At 66.6% G+C, this 19096-nt stretch carries 18 protein-coding genes, 1 tRNA gene and 1 other RNA gene; 12 read left to right on the top strand and 8 right to left on the bottom strand.

Annotated features, from left to right (window positions below):
* The first annotated feature begins 38 nt into the window (after positions 1 to 38).
* Both ssrA and DXK21_RS06585 read left to right on the top strand, forming a co-directional pair.
* Positions 39 to 404: a transfer-messenger RNA gene (gene ssrA, locus DXK21_RS06590) on the top strand.
* A 74-nt stretch (positions 405 to 478) separates the two neighbouring features.
* Complete coding sequence (locus tag DXK21_RS06585; RefSeq protein WP_114816984.1) at positions 479 to 976, top strand: SspB family protein; 498 nt, start codon at positions 479 to 481, stop codon at positions 974 to 976.
* 53 nt (positions 977 to 1029) lie between these two features.
* Here DXK21_RS06585 and DXK21_RS06580 read toward each other — a convergent pair.
* The 4 genes from DXK21_RS06580 to DXK21_RS06565 form a co-directional block, all read right to left on the bottom strand.
* Positions 1030 to 1106, bottom strand: a tRNA-Arg gene (locus tag DXK21_RS06580).
* A 248-nt stretch (positions 1107 to 1354) separates the two neighbouring features.
* A complete protein-coding gene (locus tag DXK21_RS06575; protein ID WP_105563558.1) occupies positions 1355 to 1660 on the bottom strand; it encodes an ETC complex I subunit in 306 nt (101 codons plus the stop codon).
* Positions 1661 to 1739: 79 nt separating this feature from the next.
* Positions 1740 to 2042 (bottom strand): sel1 repeat family protein, encoded by a 303-nt coding sequence (locus tag DXK21_RS06570; RefSeq protein WP_114816983.1) that lies wholly within the window; start codon positions 2040 to 2042, stop codon positions 1740 to 1742.
* A gap of 77 nt (positions 2043 to 2119) precedes the next feature.
* Positions 2120 to 2839 carry a glutathione S-transferase family protein gene (locus DXK21_RS06565; protein ID WP_114816982.1) on the bottom strand — a complete coding sequence of 240 codons (720 nt, stop codon included), beginning with the start codon at positions 2837 to 2839 and terminating at the stop codon, positions 2120 to 2122.
* Positions 2840 to 3016: 177 nt separating this feature from the next.
* Between DXK21_RS06565 and DXK21_RS06560 the strand changes: the two genes are divergently transcribed.
* Together DXK21_RS06560 and DXK21_RS16895 are read left to right on the top strand one after the other, a co-directional pair.
* Positions 3017 to 3571 (top strand): RcnB family protein, encoded by a 555-nt coding sequence (locus tag DXK21_RS06560; protein WP_114816981.1) that lies wholly within the window; start codon positions 3017 to 3019, stop codon positions 3569 to 3571.
* A 655-nt stretch (positions 3572 to 4226) separates the two neighbouring features.
* Positions 4227 to 4679, top strand: a complete 453-nt coding sequence (locus tag DXK21_RS16895; RefSeq protein WP_245945128.1) for an RcnB family protein — start codon at positions 4227 to 4229, stop codon at positions 4677 to 4679.
* Positions 4680 to 4819: 140 nt separating this feature from the next.
* On the opposite strand, the gene gatB is transcribed toward DXK21_RS16895, so the two are convergent.
* From gatB to gatC, 3 genes are read right to left on the bottom strand one after another with little or no spacing between them, the layout of a single operon-like run.
* Positions 4820 to 6313, bottom strand: coding sequence for an Asp-tRNA(Asn)/Glu-tRNA(Gln) amidotransferase subunit GatB (gene gatB / locus DXK21_RS06550; protein ID WP_114817045.1), 1494 nt, complete (start codon positions 6311 to 6313; stop codon positions 4820 to 4822).
* Positions 6314 to 6315: 2 nt separating this feature from the next.
* On the bottom strand, positions 6316 to 7794 hold the full coding sequence (gene gatA / locus DXK21_RS06545) for an Asp-tRNA(Asn)/Glu-tRNA(Gln) amidotransferase subunit GatA (RefSeq protein ID WP_114816980.1): 1479 nt from the start codon (positions 7792 to 7794) through the stop codon (positions 6316 to 6318).
* A gap of 3 nt (positions 7795 to 7797) precedes the next feature.
* Positions 7798 to 8085, bottom strand: coding sequence for an Asp-tRNA(Asn)/Glu-tRNA(Gln) amidotransferase subunit GatC (gatC, locus tag DXK21_RS06540; protein WP_105563565.1), 288 nt, complete (start codon positions 8083 to 8085; stop codon positions 7798 to 7800).
* Positions 8086 to 8204: 119 nt separating this feature from the next.
* On the opposite strand from gatC, the gene ruvX reads away from it, so the two are divergent.
* The 6 genes from ruvX (at position 8205) to topA (ending at position 15751) form a co-directional block, all read left to right on the top strand.
* Positions 8205 to 8669, top strand: coding sequence for a Holliday junction resolvase RuvX (gene ruvX, locus DXK21_RS06535; RefSeq protein WP_114817044.1), 465 nt, complete (start codon positions 8205 to 8207; stop codon positions 8667 to 8669).
* A gap of 65 nt (positions 8670 to 8734) precedes the next feature.
* Positions 8735 to 9718 carry an aspartate carbamoyltransferase catalytic subunit gene (locus tag DXK21_RS06530; protein WP_114816979.1) on the top strand — a complete coding sequence of 328 codons (984 nt, stop codon included), beginning with the start codon at positions 8735 to 8737 and terminating at the stop codon, positions 9716 to 9718.
* Entirely contained in the window at positions 9715 to 11013 is a 1299-nt protein-coding gene (pyrC, locus tag DXK21_RS06525) for a dihydroorotase (protein ID WP_114816978.1), read from the top strand. Before DXK21_RS06530 ends, pyrC begins: the two co-directional genes overlap by 4 nt.
* Positions 11014 to 11028: 15 nt before the next feature.
* Entirely contained in the window at positions 11029 to 11664 is a 636-nt protein-coding gene (gene plsY, locus DXK21_RS06520; protein WP_114816977.1) for a glycerol-3-phosphate 1-O-acyltransferase PlsY, read from the top strand.
* Entirely contained in the window at positions 11661 to 12746 is a 1086-nt protein-coding gene (gene dprA, locus DXK21_RS06515; protein ID WP_114816976.1) for a DNA-processing protein DprA, read from the top strand. The genes plsY and dprA overlap by 4 nt, the downstream gene beginning before the upstream one ends.
* A 344-nt stretch (positions 12747 to 13090) precedes the next feature.
* Positions 13091 to 15751, top strand: a complete 2661-nt coding sequence (gene topA, locus DXK21_RS06510) for a type I DNA topoisomerase (protein ID WP_114816975.1) — start codon at positions 13091 to 13093, stop codon at positions 15749 to 15751.
* A gap of 43 nt (positions 15752 to 15794) precedes the next feature.
* Here the strand turns inward: topA and DXK21_RS06505 are convergent, their stop codons facing one another.
* On the bottom strand, positions 15795 to 16151 hold the full coding sequence (locus tag DXK21_RS06505; protein WP_114816974.1) for a hypothetical protein: 357 nt from the start codon (positions 16149 to 16151) through the stop codon (positions 15795 to 15797).
* 216 nt (positions 16152 to 16367) lie between these two features.
* Between DXK21_RS06505 and DXK21_RS06500 the strand changes: the two genes are divergently transcribed.
* Together DXK21_RS06500 and DXK21_RS06495 are read left to right on the top strand one after the other, a co-directional pair.
* Complete coding sequence (locus tag DXK21_RS06500) at positions 16368 to 17939, top strand: DEAD/DEAH box helicase (RefSeq protein WP_114816973.1); 1572 nt, start codon at positions 16368 to 16370, stop codon at positions 17937 to 17939.
* Between the two features lie 90 nt (positions 17940 to 18029).
* The gene (locus tag DXK21_RS06495) at positions 18030 to 19088 is read left to right on the top strand and encodes a GGDEF domain-containing protein (protein ID WP_114816972.1); all 1059 of its coding nucleotides are present in this window, start codon (positions 18030 to 18032) and stop codon (positions 19086 to 19088) included.
* Positions 19089 to 19096: the final 8 nt, after the last annotated feature.

The following is a 19096-nucleotide window of genomic DNA, read 5'->3' as shown; positions in this document are numbered from 1 at the left end:
CGACTATCCCACTGTAAAATCGACGCAGACGACGTTGCGCCCTTGGAACACGTAGGCTGACCGCCTATATTGGTCATGTCCGGGTTCGCCCGGACTATGGCGATAAACGCGCCTGTAATAAGCGGACCGGACCCGGGTGCGATTCCCGGCGGCTCCACCAAATCTCTCACCGCGTTATCGGCGGGAGCTGCGGGGCCGACTAGCATCGACGGACGTGTAAAGAGGATGCTTTTGCCCGTCTTGGCCCACCGTATCGGGCCATTTTCTAACTGCGAACGATAACTTCGCTGGAGAAGTCCGCCTCGCCGCGTAATGCGGTTCGGTAGATTTCGAACACTTAAGTCCTGAGGGATCAGTTCCTCAGGCGGGGCCCGGAGGGCGCCTGCCAACAGAAGCCCTCCACTTTCCCCAAATCACCATCTTCCGTCATTCCCCTGTCGCGGGTAACAGTCGCGCGTACCCAGTTTCGAGGCTTCCGATGACGGATCAATCTCCCCCGGTCGACGAGATGTTCTATGAGCAGCTCGCCCAGGACGCCCTGCGCGGCGTGGTCCGCTCGGCGCTTGAACGCGCCGCCGAGCCCGCCGGCATACCCGGCGCGCACCATTTCTACATCACGTTCAAGACGCGGGCGCCCGGCGTCTCGGTGCCGCCGGACGTGCTGGCCAAATACCCGGACGAGATGACCATCGTCCTGCAGCATCAGTATTGGGACCTGGACGTCCAGCACGACCGCTTCTCGATCATGCTGAAGTTCGGCGGCATGCCCAAGGTCCTGGCCATGCCCTATTCGGCCGTGACCCGCTTCTACGACCCCAGCGTCCAGTTCCTGCTGCAGTTCGAAGAGCCCGAGATCGTCGAGGCCGAGATCGCGCCGCTGACGCCCCCTGCCCGCGACCCGAACGCCGCCCCGCCCCCCACAGGCGACGACGACGGCCCCAAGGTCGTCTCCCTGGACCAATTCCGCAAGAAATAGGCAGCGAAGGCCGGCGCTCGTGCGCCTTGGCTGGACAATGTCGGGATAAGCCCTGGCGCGCCCTGCAGGACTCGAACCTGCAACATCCCGCTTAGAAGGCGGGTGCTCTATCCGGTTGAGCTAAGGGCGCGTTGGGCCGGAAAGCGTTGCTCAGTAAGGGGTTTCGCGGCGCCGGGCAAGAGAACCAATGCCCAAGATCAGGTTCGCATCAGACCGTCCCTTCGGCCACGGTGCACACGGCGTTTTCAGCGCCCCCTTCCTCTCAGCGTTCATCGCCACGCGACAGTCGCGCGGCAGGATTCGGGTCCGAGTCGGGCCACGAAAGAGCCGCCCGGATCGCTCCGGGCGGCGCTTTTGTCCAAGCTGGCGGCTGAACCCTTAGTGGGTCCAGGACTGCTTGCGATTGGTGGCGAAGTTGTCGGCGTAGGCCTTGAGGATCAGCGGCGCGTCCTGCGGCTCGTGCAGGCGGAAGGCGATGCCGTGACGTTCGGCGTATTCGACCGCCTCTTCCTTGGTCTCAAAGCTCAGCCGCACCTGACCGTTCATGTCGGTGGTGCTGGTCCAGCCCGTCAGCGGGTCCTGGGTCCGCGCCGAGGCCGGTTCGAACTCCAGACGCCAGTCGTGGGTCTTGGCCTTGCCCGACTGCATCGCGGTCTTGGCCGGGCGATAGATGCGAGCGAGCATGGGCGTAATCCTTCGGCGACGTGTCTTGGCCGGGTCCATAACCCGACCTCGCCGCCCGGTCCAGCCGTCCGCCGCGACTTCAGGCGGCGAGCGTGGTCGAACCGGCGTCGATCCAGCGACGCGCGGCGCGCTGGGCCTCGGCGATCTCGTCGTGCTCCATCTCCTGGCTCAGGTCGCGGCGATATTCGCGCGCCTCGATCGAGCCCTTCATGGCCGCTAGATTGAAGATCATGTGGGCCGAGACCCGGTCGATGGGACAGCCGTCCAGACCGGCCGAATAGGCCAGCCCCAGTCGGAACAGGGCGTCCCCGTCCATGTCGACGGTCGGCAACGGCAGGGCCGCAGTCTCAATAGCCTCAGGCGCGGTTTCGTGCGCGGTCATAGCCAGTCCTCCGGGCGTCGGTCATTCTGACCCTGCCTTTCGAACCCTATTCAAATACCGCCGGTTTGAAATTAGAGTTAACGCCCGCGCTGACCGAACAGAACAGCGCGCGCCGCCTCCGCCGTCTGGCCCGATGCGGCCAGATTGGCGCGCTGTTCCTCGGCCAACGCCCTGCCCGCCTGAACCGCCGGTCGCGCCCCGACCCGTTCCATCCAGGCGGCCAGATGCGGAAACTCGCTCAGGTCCTGCCCCTGATGCTTCGGCAGGACCCACGGCCAGATCGCCATGTCGGCGATGGAATAGTCGCCCGCGACATAGTCCCGGTCCGCCAGACGCCGGTTCAACACGCCGTACAGCCGATGCGTTTCGTTGGTATAGCGCTGGACGCCATAGGCGATCTGGCGCTGATCCTTGATCATGGCCGGGGCGTACTGGCGGAAATGATGCGTCTGGCCCGCCATCGGCCCCAGGCCGCCGACCTGCCAGAACAGCCACTGATCGACCTCGGCCTTGGCGCGCACGTCGGAAGGATAGAAGCGCCCCGACTTGGCGCCCAGATATTGCAGGATGGCGCCCGATTCGAAGATCGACAGCGGTCGGCCGTCCGGGCCTTCCGGATCGACGATGGCGGGCATCCGGCCGTTCGGGCTGATGGCCTGAAAGGCGGATTCGAACTGTTCTCCAACCCCGATGTTCACGGGCTTGACCACATAGGGCAGCCCCATCTCCTCCAGCGCGATGGAGATCTTCCAGCCGTTCGGCGTGGGCCAGTACCAGAGCTCGATGGGCTGGGTCATCGCTGTCGCCTTTGCTCGCGTCGGGGCCTCAGAGATGGCGCGTGGGCCGGGAACAGACAAGGCTGAAAGCTGACATCGTCATTCAGGAGGAGTTCATGCGCCAGGACCGACCCTGGGCTCCTGTTCAACGGGCCGTCCGAAGCTTCCCTCCGGCGCCCAGACCATGGAGACGTAAGGATGAACCGCCTGACCAAGGCCGCCGTCGTCGCCCTGGCGCTGGCCACCACGGCCGCGCCGCTGGCGGCCCAGGCCCAGAACCGCGATCACCGCGAGTATCGCCAGGAGCGCCGCGAGGACCGACGCGATGATCGCCATGACCGCCGTGAGTGGCGTCAGGATCAACGCGATGATCGTCGTGAATGGCGCCAGGACCGCCGCGATGACCGTCGCGACTATCGCCAGGATCAACGTCGCGCCGACCGCTGGGACCGCAACAACCGCGACTGGTGGCGTGGCCGGCCCGAGTTCCGCGACTATCGCGGCGCCCGCAACGGCTACTGGTATGCGCCGGGGCGCGGCTACTACCGCGTCGATCCGCGCTATCAGAGCTATCGCTGGCGTCAGGGGGCCTATCTGCCCTCGGCCTATCGCGGCTACTACGTGAGCGACCCCTATTATTACAACCTGCGCCCGGCGCCGCGCGGCTATCGCTACGTTCACGCCAACAACGACATCCTGTTGATCGCGGTCGCCACCGGCCTGATCGCCAGCGTTCTGCACGACGTCTACTAGGCCTCGCGCAAGACTTTCAGACAGCCCCGCAGAGCTCGGCTTTGCGGGGCTTCTTCTTGGAATATGCCCATTTCCATCGACCCGCGTTCAGCCGTGGTTCATGGCGGCGGCGCCAGATTGATGCTCAAGCCGCCAGTCTCGGCGTGCGAGGAACAAGACCATGAAACGTTCCCTGATGGTGTTCACGGCCATCGCCAGCTCTATCCTTCCGGCGCTCGCGCCGGTGGCGACCCTGGCGCAGTCGCGCGAGGTTCAGTCCGACGACAGACCGCGCCAGCGCCCTCAACATCGCGCAGAACGTAGCGAGCCGTCCGCCTCGCCTCAACAGAGGCGTGACAGTCCTCGCGCGGAGGCGCGTCCTGAGCGCCCTGACAGGCCGCGTCCGTCGCGCCCTGAGCGCCCGGATGGCGAACGTCCCGACCGGCCGACGCGCCCCACGGATCAGGGCCGCCCCCAGACGCCTCGCCTCGATCAGCCGCACCGCCCCAGCCGTCCAGAGCGGCCTGACCGTCCGGATCGGCCCGATGTGCGGCCAGACCGTCCCAGCTCGCAGCAGCCTGGTCGTCCGAACCGGCCGGACAGGCCTGACTGGAATCGACCCGACCGCCCCGGCGCCCAGCAGCCCAATCGTCCCAACAGGCCTGATCGCCCGGATTTGAACCGACCGGATCGACCGAACCGACCGAACCGTCCCGACCGGCCCAACCGCCCGGATCGTCCGAACTGGAACCATGACCGCGACTATCGCGACTTCCATAATCGCTGGAACCGTGACCAGTGGCGGCGTGACTGGGATCGTCGCCACCGCAGCGACTGGTGGCGCAACGACAGCCGCTTCCGGGGCTGGAACGGCGTGCGGCTCGGCTTCTATTTCGCGCCGGGCTACGGCTATTACAGCGTGCCGCGGACCTACTGGAACCGTCAGTACCATGTCGGCCAGTATCTGCCGGAGGTCTTCTGGCGCTATCAGGTCAACGATTGGCGGACCTACGGCCTGGGCTACCCGCCGCCAGGGACGCGCTGGGTCTATGTCGACAACACCATCTACCTGATCGACGACCGCGACGGCTACATCATCGAAGTCGTCCGCGACGCCTGGAACTGGTAAGCGCCACAAAAGCAGAAAGGCCCCGAGGAGCAATCCCCGGGGCCTTTTCCATATCTATCCCCCTGTCGCTCAAGCAGCGAGCGACCGCGTCGCGAGCGTTAGCGACCAGCCGGGGGTTTGGGGGCCGCAGCCCCCAAGCATCAAAGCCCGAGCTTTGATTTAAGGATGTCGTTGACCGCCGCCGGGTTGGCCTTGCCGCCCGTCGCCTTCATCACCTGACCGACGAACCAGCCCAGCGCCTGCGGCTTCTCGGCCACGGCGGCGGCCTTGTCCGGGTTGGCGGCGATGATGTCGTCCACGGCCTTCTCGATGGCGCCGGTGTCCGTCACCTGCTTCAGGCCGTGCTTCTCGACCACCTCGGCGGGCGAGCCTTCGCCGTTCCAGACGTAGTCGAACACTTCCTTGGCGATCTTGGACGATATTACATTGGTCTCGATCAGTTCGACCAGCTGAGCGACGTGCGCGGCTGGCAACGGGTTTTCGCTGAAGTCCTTGCCGTCGGCGGCCAGACGCGCGGAGACCTCGTTCGTCACCCAGTTGGAGACCAGCTTGGCGTCGCGGCCCTTCGCAGCCGCCTCAAAGTAATCGGCCTTGGCCTGCTCCGAGATCAGCACCACGGCGTCGTATTGCGACAGGCCGTAGTCGGCCATCAGACGACGGCGCTTCTCGTCCGGCAGCTCGGGCAGATTGGCCTTGATCTCGTCGATCCAGGCCTGTTCCAGCTCCAGCGGCAGCAGGTCGGGGTCGGGGAAGTAGCGATAGTCCATCGCCTCTTCCTTGGACCGCATCGAGCGCGTTTCGCCCGCCGTCGGATCATACAGACGGGTTTCCTGAATGATCGAGCCGCCGTCCTCAAGGATCTCGATCTGGCGACGCGCCTCGTAATTGATCGCCTGAGAAATGAAGCGGAAGCTGTTGACGTTCTTGATCTCGCAGCGCGTGCCTAGGAAGCCGAAATCGCCGGTTTCCTTGAACTTGGCGTAGTTGCCGGCGCGACAGACCGAGACGTTGACGTCGGCGCGCAGGTTGCCCTTGTCCATGTCGCCGTCGCAGGTGCCGAGATAGATCAGGATGGTGCGGATCTTCTTGACGTAGGCGACCGCCTCTTCCGGCGTGCGGATGTCGGGACGCGAGACGATCTCCATCAGCGCCGTGCCGGCCCTGTTCAGGTCGACGTAGCTCTCGGTCGGCGACAGGTCGTGGATCAGCTTGCCCGCGTCCTGCTCCAGGTGCAGGCGCTCGATGCCGACGTTGAAGAAGCTGCCGTCCTCGGCCTCCACCTCAACCACGCCCTCGCCCACGATGGGGTGATACAGCTGGCTGATCTGATAGCCGGTCGGCAGGTCGGGATAGAAGTAGTTCTTGCGGTCGAACTGGCTCTTCAGATTGATCTGCGCCTTCAGGCCCAGACCCGACTTCACCGCCTGCTCGACGCAGTGCTTGTTCAGGGTAGGCAGCATGCCGGGGAAGCCGGCGTCGACCAGCGACACCTGCTCGTTTGGACCCGCGCCGAAACCGACAGCGGCGCCCGAGAACAGCTTGGCCTTCGACGCCACCTGGGCGTGGATTTCCAGCCCCATGACGATTTCCCAGTCGCCGGTGCGACCTTTGATCAGTGTTTTGTTGTCAGACATGCTCACCACCACTTGGCCGGTTTGGCGACGAAACCGGCGGAGTCTTCCAGTGCGGCCGCGACCTGGAAGACGGTCGCCTCATCAAGGGCCTTGCCGATGACCTGAAGCCCCAGCGGCAGACCATCGCTGCTCAGACCCGCAGGCACCGAGATGCCCGGCAGACCGGCCAGGTTGGTCGTCACCGTGAAGACGTCGTTCAGATACATGGTCAGCGGGTCGATCTGCTTGTCGCCCAGCTTGAACGCCGCCGTCGGGGTCGACGGGGTCAGGATGGCGTCCACACTGCCCCAGACTTTGTCGAAGTCCTCGGCGATGCGGCGACGCACCTTCAGCGCCTTGACGTAGTAGGCGTCATAGAAGCCCGCCGACAGCACATAGGTGCCGATGGTCAGGCGGCGCTGAACCTCCTTGCCGAAGCCCTCGGCGCGCGAGGCGGCATAGAGATCGTCCAGCGACGAGAACTCCTCGGCGCGGTGGCCGAAGCGCATCCCGTCATAGCGGGCCAGGTTCGACGAGGCCTCCGCCGGGGCCACGATGTAATAGGCCGGCAGGGCGTATTTGGTGTGCGGCAGGCTGATCTCGACGATCTCGCAGCCGGCGGCCTTCAGCCACGCGACGCCCTGCTGCCACAGCGCCTTGATCTCTTCGGACATGCCGTCGATCAGGTATTCCGCCGGGACGCCGATGCGCAGGCCCTTGACCGACTGACCGACCGACTGGGTCCAGTCCGGCGTCGGGATGTCGAGGCTGGTCGAATCCTTGGCGTCGAACGAACACATGGACTTCAGCAGGATGGCGGCGTCCGTCACCGTCTTGGTGATCGGCCCGGCCTGATCCAGCGAGGAGGCGAAGGCCACCATGCCGAAACGGCTGGCGCGTCCGTAGGTGGGCTTGATGCCGACCGTGCCGGTGAAGGCGGCGGGCTGGCGGATCGAGCCGCCGGTGTCCGAGGCCGTCGCGGCCAGACACAGGTCAGAGGCCACCGCCGAAGCTGAACCGCCCGACGAGCCGCCTGGCGTCAGCTCGGCGTCCGAACTCTTGGCCTTCCACGGGTTCTTCACCGGACCAAAGGCCGAGGTCTCGTTGGCCGATCCCATGGCGAACTCGTCCATGTTGAGCTTGCCCAGCATGACCGCGCCGTCGCGCCACAGATTGGCGGTGACGGTGGATTCATAGGGCGGCACGAAGCCGCGCAGCATGTTGGAGCCGGCGGTCGTCTGCACGCCCTCGGTGCAGAACAGGTCCTTGATCCCCAGCGGCGCGCCTTCCAGCGCCCCGCCTTCGCCCTTGGCCAGCCTGGCGTCGGAGGCGCGCGCCTGTTCCAGCGCCTTGTCCGCCGTCACCTCGACATAGGCGTTCAGCGCCGGGTTCGAGGCTTCGATATTGGTCAGGAAGGCGCGGGTCAGTTCTTCCGACGTGAAGGTCTTGGCCTTCAGGCCGTCGACGGCGTCTTTGAGGGTAAGCTTGGTCAGATCGCTCATGACTTAATCCACGACCTTGGGCACGACGAAGAAGCCGTCCGCCGACTTCGGGGCGTTCGACAGGACCGCATCCACCTTGGCGCCGTCGGTGACGACGTCTTCGCGCAGACGCAGGGGCTGGGCGACGTTGGAGGTCATCGGCTCGACACCCTGCACGTCGACCTCGTTCAGCTGCTCGATCCAGTTCAGGATGCCGTTCAGCTCCTGGGCCAGCGGCTCCAGGCGGTCCTCGGGGGTCTTGATGCGGGCGAGGTGGGCGACCTTGCGCACCGTCGCGGCGTCGATAGCCATGGAAATCTCCGAAATTCATCCAGCCGGGGCGCGCGGGAGTCGCCCAGACTGACTCCTGTCGTGGGTTAACCGCCCGATGCGGCTTCGACAAGCGTTCCGCATTGCAATATGGGGAGGCCGTGCCCGTATTCGACCTGACAGACCTGCCCGCCGCCTGCCCGCCCGACACCCCCTGGATGGGGCTGGATCTGGGCGAGAACACCATTGGCGTGGCCGTGTCCGACACCAGCCGCATGATCGCCAGCCCGCTGCAGCTGATCCGCAAGGTGAAATTCAGCCAGGACGCCGAGCAGCTGATCAAGCTGATGAACGGCCGCAACGTCTCGGCCCTGGTCATCGGTCTGCCGCTGAACATGGACGGTTCCGAAGGCCCGCGCGCCCAGTCCTGCCGCGCCTTCGCCCGCAATCTGGAACGCCTGCGTCCCGTCAACGTCGCCTTCCAGGACGAGCGCCTGTCCACCAGCGCCGTCGAACGCTTCCTGATCGAAGAGCTGGACCTGAACCGCAAGCGCCGCGCCAATGTCGTGGACCGCACCGCCGCCGCCTGGATTTTGCAGGGCGCGCTGGATCGCCTGCGCCGCTAATCCCCGCCTGATCTTCCCTGCCTCATCTTCCCCTGAGGCAGAGTCGGCTCTATAGCGGCGTCTCGATGACCCATGCCGCTTCCGTCACCGAAACCATCGAGGAGCGACTGACGCCGTTCCCCCGCGATCACTTCCTCGCCGCCGGCGATCTGAACCCGCCAGCCGCCTTGGCGCTGCTGGATCTCGCCGACGCCTTCGTCGACTTCAACCGACAGTCGGCCAAGGGCATTGACCTGATGCGCGGCCAGACGGTCGTGAACCTCTTCTTCGAGAACTCGACCCGCACCAGTTCCTCGTTCGAGATCGCCGCCAAGCGTCTCGGCGCCGACGTCGTCACCATGCCGGTCTCGGCCTCCTCGGTCGCCAAGGGCGAGACCCTGATCGACACGGCGGTGACGCTGAACGCCATGAAGCCCGAGATTCTGGTGGTTCGCCATTCGTCGTCGGGCGCCGTGGACCTGCTGTCGCAAAAGGTCGGCTGCGCCGTCGTCAACGCCGGCGACGGCCGGCATGAACACCCAACGCAAGCCCTGCTCGACCTGCTGAGCCTGCGCCGCGCCTTCGGCGACGTTGGCGGCCTGACCATCGCCATCTGCGGCGACATCGCCCACAGCCGCGTGGCCCGCTCCAACGTCGCCCTGCTGTCCATGATGGGTGCGCGGGTGCGCCTGATCGGCCCGCCGACCTTGGTGCCCGGCGACGCTGACCGCTGGGGCTGCGAGGTCTTCCACGACATGAAGGAAGGTCTGGCCGGCTGCGACGTGGTCATGATGCTGCGCCTTCAGCTGGAACGCATGACCGGCGCCCTGATCCCTTCGACCCGCGAGTATTTCCGCTTCTGGGGTCTGGACCGCGAGAAACTGGCCTGGGCCGCGCCGGGCGCCAGGGTCATGCACCCCGGCCCGATGAACCGGGGGGTCGAGATCGATTCCGACGTGGCCGACGACCTGACCGTCTCCCTGATTCAGGATCAGGTCGAGATGGGCGTCGCCGCCCGCATGGCCGTCCTGGCCGCCCTCGCCCACCGCCGCGCGGGAGCCGCCGCATGACCGTCGCCTCCCAAACTCTGGCCATCATCAACGCGCGCCTGCTAGACCCCGCCAGCGACTACGACGGTCCCGGCGCGGTCCTGATCCAGAACGGTCGCATCGTCGAGGTCGTCCACGGCCAAGCCACCCAGCGCCCCGACGGCGTCACCGTCATCGACGCCCAGGGCCGCTGCCTCGCCCCCGGCCTGATCGACATCCGGGTCAAGACCGGCGAGCCGGGCAATGAGCCCAAGGAAACCCTGAAGTCGGCCAGCCTGTCGGCGGCGGCGGGCGGCGTCACCACTATCGTGGTCCAGCCCGACACCGACCCGGCCATCGACGACCCCGCCCTGATCGACCACATCCAGCGACGCGGCGCAGCCCTCGATCTGGTCAACGTCCGCGCGGCGGGCGCGGCGACGCAAGGCCGCGACGGTCAGCGCATGGCCGAGATCGGCTTGATGCACGAAGCCGGCGCCCTTTATTTCACCGATGGCGACCGGGTCATCGTCAACACCCGCACCCAACAAAGGGTGATGAGCTACGCCGCCGCCTTCAACGCCCTGATCGCCTGCCGCCCGGCTGAGCCCTGGTTGTCAGAGGGCGCCGTCGCCACCTCGGGCGAACTGGCCACCCGCCTCGGTCTGTCCGGCGCCCCCGCCATCGCCGAGCGCATCCAGCTGGAACGCGACCTGGCCCTGGTCGAACAGACCGGCGCCCGCTTCCTTGTCGATCAGATCTCGACCGAAGGCGCGCTGGAAACCCTGGCCCGCGCCCGCGCTAGGGGCCTTGAGGTCTCGGCCTCGGTCTCGATCAATCACCTCTGCTTCAACGAGATCGACATCGGCGACTACCGGACCTTCTACCGGCTGGACCCGCCGCTGCGCCCCGAGAGCGACCGTCAGGCCCTGGTCGAGGCCGTCCGCGACGGCCTGATCGACGCCATCACCTCGGCCCATGCGCCCGAACCTGCCGAGAACAAGCGCCGCCCCTTCGCCGAGGCCGCGCCCGGCGCCGTGGGTCTGGAGACCCTGCTGCCCGCCGCCCTGATGCTGCACCACGAACACGGGCTGGACCTGCTGGACGTGCTGCGCCCGCTGACCCAGGGCCCTGCCGGTCTGCTGGGTCTGGACGCCGGCGTTCTGGCGGCTGGCGCTCCGGCGGACCTGGTCCTGTTCGACGCGGGCGCTCCGGTTGTGGTCGATGCGGCCACACTGCGTTCCAAATCGAAGAATTCTCCCTTCGATGGCCGCCGCCTGCAAGGGAAGGTCTTGCTCACGGTCGTTGGTGGACGCATCGTCCACGACGCACGCTAAACGGGAGCGAATCACTTGCAGGATCTGGCCGCACCGGCGCTTCTCACGCTCGGGCTTGTCGCGATTGGCGGATATCTGCTCGGTTCAATCCCGTTCGGGGTCATCCTGACCCGCGCTGCGGGCGCCGGGGACGTGCGCAATATCGGCTCCGGGAATATCGGCGCGACCAACGTCCTGCGCACGGGCCGCAAGGACCTGGCCATCGCCACGCTGATCCTCGACGCGGGCAAGGGCGCGGTCGCCCTGCTGATCGCCCGCTATCTGTTCGGTGAAGTCGCGGGCGCCATCGCCGGCGGCGCCGCCTTCATGGGCCACCTCTTCCCCGTCTGGCTGGGCTTCAAGGGCGGCAAGGGGGTCGCGACCTTCTTCGGCCTGATCCTGGCCGCCTGCTGGCCTCTGGGCCTGATGGCGGCGGCGACCTGGCTGATCACAGCCTTCGCCCTGCGCTACTCCTCGCTGGCGGCCCTGGTCGCGGCGGCGGCGACGCCCTTCTATGCGCTTCTGCCCCTCGCCATGCTGGGCCTGCCCGCCCCTGCGCCCATCCTGATCCTGGCCGTCTTCACCGCCGTGCTGATCTATATCCGCCACCATGAGAACATCGCCCGGCTGCTGAAAGGCGCCGAGCCCAAGATCGGGGCCAAGAAGGCTTGACCCCGCTGTCCGACGCCGAGCGCTTCGCCCGGCTTCGGCTGGCCCGCACCGACCGCGTCGGTCCCGTGGCCTTTTCCCAACTTTTGCAGCGGTTTGGCTCTGCCGTCCGTGCGGTCGAGGCCCTGCCTGATCTGGTGCGCCGCAGCGGCCGCGACGGCTACGCCCTGCCCGCCGTCGAGCGAGTCGAGGCCGAACTGGCGGCGGGCGAGCGCGTCGGGGCGCGGCTGATCCTGCTGGGCGACGCCGACTATCCCGACCTGCTGGCGGCGGTCGATCCGCCTCCGCCCCTGCTGTGGACCCGCGGCGACATCAGTCTGCTGTCGCGCCCCTGCATCGGCGTAGTCGGCGCCCGCATCGCCTCGGCCGGCGGCCAGCGCATCGCGCGCGGCCTGTCGCAGCAACTGGGCGAAGCCGGCCGTGTCGTGGTCTCCGGTCTGGCGCGCGGCATCGACGCGGCGGCGCACCTGGGCGCCCTGCCGACTGGCACGGTCGCGGTTCTCGGCGGCGGCGTGGACGACATCTATCCGTCCGAGAACGCCGACCTCTATCGCCAGATCGTCGACCAGGGCTGCATCGTCTCGGAAAGCCCCGTCGGCGCCCGCGCACAGGCCCGCGACTTCCCGCGCCGCAATCGCATTATCTCGGGCCTGTCGCGCGGGGTGATCGTGGTCGAGGCTGAAATCCGCTCCGGCTCCCTGATCACCGCCCGCCTGGCCAATGAACAGGGCCGCGACGTCTTCGCCGTGCCGGGTTCGCCGCTGGACCCCCGCTCCAAGGGCCCCAATGAACTGCTGCGTCAGGGCGCCATTCTGTGTGAGGGGCTGGAGGACGTCGAGCGCGCCTTCACCACCCTGCGAACCCTGCGCGAGCCGCCCGGCGATTCGCCTTTTGACGGCGCGCCGGACGATCTGGACGACGCCTTGATCGAACAGGTCGCCGCCCTGTTGTCGCCCGTCCCGACCCCGCGCGACGAACTGGCCAGGGCCCTGGACCTGCCCATCGGCGTCGTTGCGGCGGCTCTGCTGGAGCTCAGCCTGTCGAACCGTGCGACCCTCCTGCCCGGCGGCCTGGCCTCGTCCTAGGTCGAGGACGCCGAGGTTTCCTTGCGGGCCATGTCAGCCGCGACTTCCAGCGCAGACGCCAGCGTCTCATCGCCGTCCCAGCGGGCCATGCTCGCCAGTTCTACAGCCATCGCCGCCACATATTCCCGTACCGGGTAGTCGGCGGCATAAGCGCCAGCGCCCGGCTCCTGTGATGCTTCCCTATCCGGCACGCTCGAACCCTCCTGACAATACCGGCAGTAAGCCACAATTTTTGGTTGTGTCGCAAGAATCTAAACACGCTAAAAGCGCACCTCTCAATGTGCCGATTGACTTCCCCCTCGGCGCCAACCACGTTCGCGCCCCGATTTCCCGAATAGAGCGCCATGAATCTCGTCATCGTCGAGAGCCCCGCCAAGGCCAAGACCATCAATAAATACCTGGGTTCTGGCTACGAGGTGCTGGCTTCCTACGGCCACATCCGCGACCTGCCGTCCAAGGACGGCTCCGTCCTGCCCGACGACGATTTCGCCATGGTCTGGGAGGTCGACGCCAAGGCGTCCAAGCGCCTGTCCGAGATTGCGGAGGCGGCCAAGCGCGCCGACCGCGTCATCCTCGCGACCGACCCCGACCGTGAGGGAGAGGCGATCAGCTGGCACGTTCTGGAAGTCCTGAACAAGAAGAAGGCGCTGAAGGACACCGAGGTCCAGCGCGTCACCTTCAACGCCATCACCAAGGCCGCCGTGCTGGAAGCCATGGCCAATCCGCGTCAGCTGGATATGGAGCTGGTCGAGGCCTATCTGGCCCGCCGCGCGCTGGACTATCTGGTGGGCTTCAACCTGTCGCCCGTCCTGTGGCGCAAGCTGCCCGGCGCCCGTTCGGCGGGCCGGGTGCAATCGGTCGCCCTGCGCATCGTCGTCGATCGCGAGATGGAGATCGAGAAGTTCAAGGCCCAGGAATACTGGTCGGTCGAAGCCGACCTCGTCGCCGACAGCCCCCCCTTCACCACGCGCCTGGTCAAGCACGCCGGCAAGCGCATCCAGCGTCTGGACATCCCGACCGAGGAAATGGCCTTCGCCGCGCGCGACGCCATCAAGGCCGGCGACTTCACCATCAAGTCGGTCGAGAAGAAGCCGGCCAAGCGCTCGCCGGCTCCGCCCTTCACCACCTCGACCCTGCAACAGGAAGCCTCGCGCAAACTGGGCTTCACCGCCCAGCGCACCATGCAGGCGGCGCAAAAATTGTATGAGGGCGTCGACGACACCGGCGGGTTGATCACCTACATGCGGACCGACGGCCTGTTCGTCAGCCCCGAGGGCATCGCCCAGGCGCGCGAGGTCATCGCCGACCGCTTCGGCCCCGCCTATGTCCCGGCTGAGCCGCGCTACTACAAGACCAAGGCCAAGAACGCCCAGGAAGCGCACGAAGCCATCCGTCCGACCAATCTGACGCGCCATCCTGACAGCCTGCGCATCGATTCCGACCTGCAACGCCTCTATGAGCTGATCTGGAAACGGATGATCGCCTCGCAGATGGAGAGCGCCCGTCTGGACCGCACCACGGTCGAGATCGAGACGCCCGACGGCCAGACCGGCCTGCGCGCCACGGGCCAGGTCGTCGCCTTCGACGGCTTCATCGCCGCCTACGAAGAAGGCCGCGACGAGAAGCAGAAGGGCTCCGAAGACGAGGAGGACGACGGCGGTCGCCTGCCCGCCCTGAAGGAAGGCGCCAAGGCCAAGGTCGAAGCCGTCCGCACCGACCAGCACTTCACCGAGCCGCCGCCGCGCTTCTCGGAAGCCACCCTGGTCAAGAAGCTGGAAGAGCTGGGCATCGGCCGTCCCTCGACTTACGCCTCGATCCTGACGACCCTGCGCGACCGTGAATACGTCCGCATGGACAAGAACCGCTTCTATCCCGAGGACAAGGGACGGCTGGTCACGGCCTTCCTGGAGCAGTTCTTCAGCCGCTGGGTCGAGTACGACTTCACCGCCGCGCTTGAGACCCAGCTCGACGAGGTCTCCGCCGGCGAACTGGACTGGAAGGCGCTGCTGCGCAGCTTCTGGACCGACTTCCACGCCGCGACGCAAGCCGCCGGCGAACTGCGCACCACGGCCATCCTGGATCACCTGAACGACGCCCTGGGCGCCCACATCTTCCCGGACAAGGGCGATGGGTCTGATCCGCGCGAATGCCCCCTGTGTCATCAGGGCCAGCTCAGCCTGAAGACCAGCCGCTTCGGCGCCTTCATCGGCTGCTCGCGCTATCCCGACTGCAAATACACCCGCCCGGTCGCCTCGCCTGACGGCGCCGAAGGCGGCGCGGACGGCGGCGACCGCGAACTGGGCGTCGATCCGGCGACCGGCCAGCCGGTGCAGCTCAAGATCGGCCGCTTCGGTCCCTATGTCGAAACCACGCCGCCCGGCGAGGAAAAGCCCAAGCGCTCGTCCCTGCCCAAGGGCTGGAGCCCGGCGTCCCTGACGCTGGAGCAGGCCCTGCGTCTGCTGGCCCTGCCGCGCGAAGTCGGTCCTCACCCCGAGGACGGCAAGATGATCACGGCGGGTCTGGGTCGTTACGGCCCGTTCGTCCTGCACGCCGGCACCTACGCCAATGTCTCGGACATCGACGAGGTGTTCGAGGTCGGGATCAACCGCGCGGTCGCCCTATTGGCTGAAAAGCGCGCCGGTCGACCCGGTCGCGGCTCGGCCACGGCCCCGCTCAAGGAACTGGGCACCCACCCCGAAGACGAAGCCCCCGTTCAGGTCATGGCTGGTCGCTTCGGCCCCTACGTCAAATGGGGCAAGGTCAACGCCACCCTGCCCAAGGGCATGGCGCCCGAAGACCTGACGCTGGAAGACGCCCTGCCCCTATTGGCCGCCAAGGCCGGCGCGACGCCGAAGAAGAAGGCGGCTGCGGCCAAGAAGCCTGCGGCGAAGAAGGCTCCGGCCAAGACCGCTGCTGAGAAGAAGCCTGCAACGGCCAAGAAGTCCGCCGCCAAGAAGCCGGCGGCAAAGAAGGCCGCGCCCAAGAAGGCGGCTGACGTCGAGTAGATCGCCATGGCCCTCCCGGTTCGCTCAGCGGACCGGGAGACGTCTAGCGCCCCGCCACCAGTTCGTTGCGAACGCGGCGTCCCAGCGGATCACGGGCCGGCCAGGTCTGACCCACAGACGCCTCGACCAGGGTCGTGCAGAACCGAGACAACAGCATCCTTGGCCTGATCCCGTTCAGGCAGACGCGCTCGCCCTCGACAGCCCAGCGCGCGGTCAGTCGGCGCCCGTCCGAAAAGACCGCCCGATAACTGCCGTCGCGATCAAACAGATGTTTGACCCAGCTGCCATCCGGGTAGTGCGACACCACAGTATTGCCAAAGGCCGATTCCATCTCCGCCTGGGCCGGCAGCGCCGTCGCGCAGCAAGCCGCCAAGGCGAACGCAAGCGTTTTCAACCGCATACGACAACCCTTCCCTACCCCAAGGTGAGATTACAGACCTGTAAGGCTTTGCCAAGCGCCTGGTTCCCGAACGGAAATACTTGACTGAGACGTAGGGGTTTCCATATACCGCCGCAGGCTCGGGATAGGACTGGCGATGCGCGCCGCCCACTCGCCCACCAGGGGCGGTTCCGTAAGCTGAAGACGTTACGACGTTTCCTCCGTCCTCAAGGTTGCATGACAGAATTCACTAAGCTGGGCCTCTCGGCCACGACCCTGCAAGCGGTCGCCGATACGGGCTATACCGTGGCGACGCCCATTCAGGCCGCCGCCATCCCCGTGGCCCTCGCGGGCCGCGATGTTCTGGGCATCGCTCAGACCGGCACCGGCAAGACCGCCGCCTTCACCCTGCCGATGATCGACCGCCTCGGCTCGGGCCGCGCCCGCGCGCGTATGCCGCGCGCCCTGGTCTTGGCCCCGACCCGCGAACTGGCCGACCAGGTCGCCGAGAGCTTCGCCAAATACGCCAAGGGCACCAAGCTGACCTGGGTCCTGCTGATCGGCGGCGTGTCGATGGGCGACCAGGTGGCCATGCTGAACAAGGGCGTCGACGTCCTGATCGCCACGCCGGGCCGTCTGCTCGATCTGTTCGAACGCGGCAAGATCCTGCTGACCGGCGTCGAGATGATGGTCATCGACGAAGCCGACCGGATGCTCGACATGGGCTTCATTCCCGACATCGAGCGCATCTTCAAACTGACGCCGCCCAAGCGTCAGACCCTGTTCTTCTCGGCGACCATGCCGCCTGAGATCACGCGCCTGACCACGCAGTTCCTCAAGGACCCGACCCGGGTCGAGGCCTCGCGTCCGGCCATGACCGCCGACACCATCACCCAGTATGTCGTCCGCATTCCGTCCTCGGACCCCAAGGCCAAGCGCACCGCCCTGCGCGCCCTGGTCGGCCGCGAGGACGTCAAGAACGGCATCGTCTTCTGCAACCGCAAGTCGGAAGTCGATATTGTCGCCAAGTCGCTGAAGACGCACGGCTTCGACGCCGCGCCGATCCACGGCGACCTGGACCAGTCGCTGCGCACCAAGACCCTGGCCGACTTCCGCTCGGGCGCGTTGAAGATCCTGGTGGCCTCGGACGTCGCCGCGCGCGGCCTGGACATCCCCGACGTCAGCCACGTCTTCAACTACGACGTCTCCCACCACGCCGACGACTACGTCCACCGCATCGGCCGCACCGGCCGCGCCGGCAAGCTGGGTCAGGCCTTCATGATCGTCACCCCTTCCGACGACAAGGCGTTGGACAAGGTGCTGAAGCTGATCAAGATGGACCCGCAGGAGTTGACGCTGGAAGGCATCGACTTCAACGCCATCAAGGACCGCCCCCGCACCGACGACGCTAAGGGCCGCAGCCGCAGCGACCGCCCGCGTCCCGTCCCCAAGAGCGACAACGTCGCCTCGATGGAGCCGATCACGTCGCCGCTTCCCCGAGCCGAAAAGCCTGAGGAGGCCCGCGAAGAGGCGCCGCGCCGTTCGCGCAGCCGTCGTTCGACCAAGCCGGAAACCGCGCCCGAAATCGTCGATGTCGCTGTCGATGCAGCCCCTGAAATCGCCGTCGAAACCGAGACGGCTCCGGCCAAGGCCGCCCCCCAGCGTCGCGACCGCAACCGCGATCGGGATCAGACGCGCGAAGCCAAGAAGCCCGAGCCCCAAAAGGAACCGCGTCTCCAGGCCGCGCCGGGCGGTTTTGGCGACGACATCCCGGCCTTCCTGCGTCGGCCCGTCGTTTTCTCCGACTAATCCGCAACCATGCTGATGGCCAGCTTAACTGGTCATTACGGTTCCCCGTTCTAGTATCTACGTAACATTACTGGGGTCGCGAGAATCAGAATGACGGCGCAGGTCGAGACCTCCCTTCGGGGACCAGAGGCTTATGCCTTGGCGCATCGCGTCATCGACGCGATGCAGCAGGCCTCGATCTGGCCGACGCCGCTGAATTTCGAGCTGTGGGTGCACTACGTCAGCGATCCGGAAGGACCGCTGGGGCGCGAGTTGCACCGACTGCTGGCCGGCGACGCGCCCTTCACCGATGCGACGGCGGAAATGCTGGCGGCGGAATTCCTGCCGCGCGGCCGCCTGTCCGAGGAAATCCGCGACGTCGGCGCAGTGCTGAACCGCGAACTCGCCGCCGTGGCGGAAGCCATCGACAACGCCCGCAAGACCCAGACCGCCTATGGCGAGACCCTCAGCACCGCCTCCGCCCGGATGCAGGTGGCCGAGGGACCGACCGATCTGACCGCCATCGTCAGCACCCTCTCCAGCGCCACGCGCAAGGTCCAGCGTCACACCTCGGCCCTGGAAAAGCGCCTGGAATCCTCAAATCGCGAAGTTGTCCGCCTGCGCGAGCATCTGGAACAGGTCCGTCGCGACGCCATGACCGACGCCCTGACCAATCTGGCCAACCGCAAGACCTTTGACGAGCAGTTGGCGCGTCTCTGCGACGAGGCGGAAGCGGAAGACAAGAGCCTGACGCTGGCCATCGTCGATATCGACCACTTCAAGCGCTTCAACGACACCTGGGGTCATCAGACCGGCGATCAGGTGCTTCGCTACGTCGCCAGCGTCCTGGGCCGGATCGCCCGCAATCCGCGCGTCGCGGCACGTTATGGCGGCGAGGAGTTCGCTGTCATCTTCCCCGGCGAGACGCCCGGCACGGTCGAGGCGGCGCTGAACGCCGTCCGCGAAGAAATCGGCTCGCGCTCGCTGCGTCGCCGCTCCACCAACGACGACCTGGGCGCCGTGACCATCTCGGTCGGGTTTGCCGAGCGTCGCCCCGGCGAAACCGCCCTGAGCGTGCTGGAGCGCGCCGACGAGGCCCTCTACGCCTCCAAGCGCGGCGGTCGGAACTGCGTCACCAACGCCGAACTGATGGCTCAAGCCGCAGCCTGAGCGGGGCC

Origin of the sequence: Brevundimonas bullata, from assembly GCF_003350205.1 — a bacterium.
Classification (GTDB): domain Bacteria; phylum Pseudomonadota; class Alphaproteobacteria; order Caulobacterales; family Caulobacteraceae; genus Brevundimonas; species Brevundimonas bullata.
The sequence above is the reverse complement of the archived record's forward strand: the minus strand, read 5'-3'. Positions and strand labels throughout refer to the sequence as shown.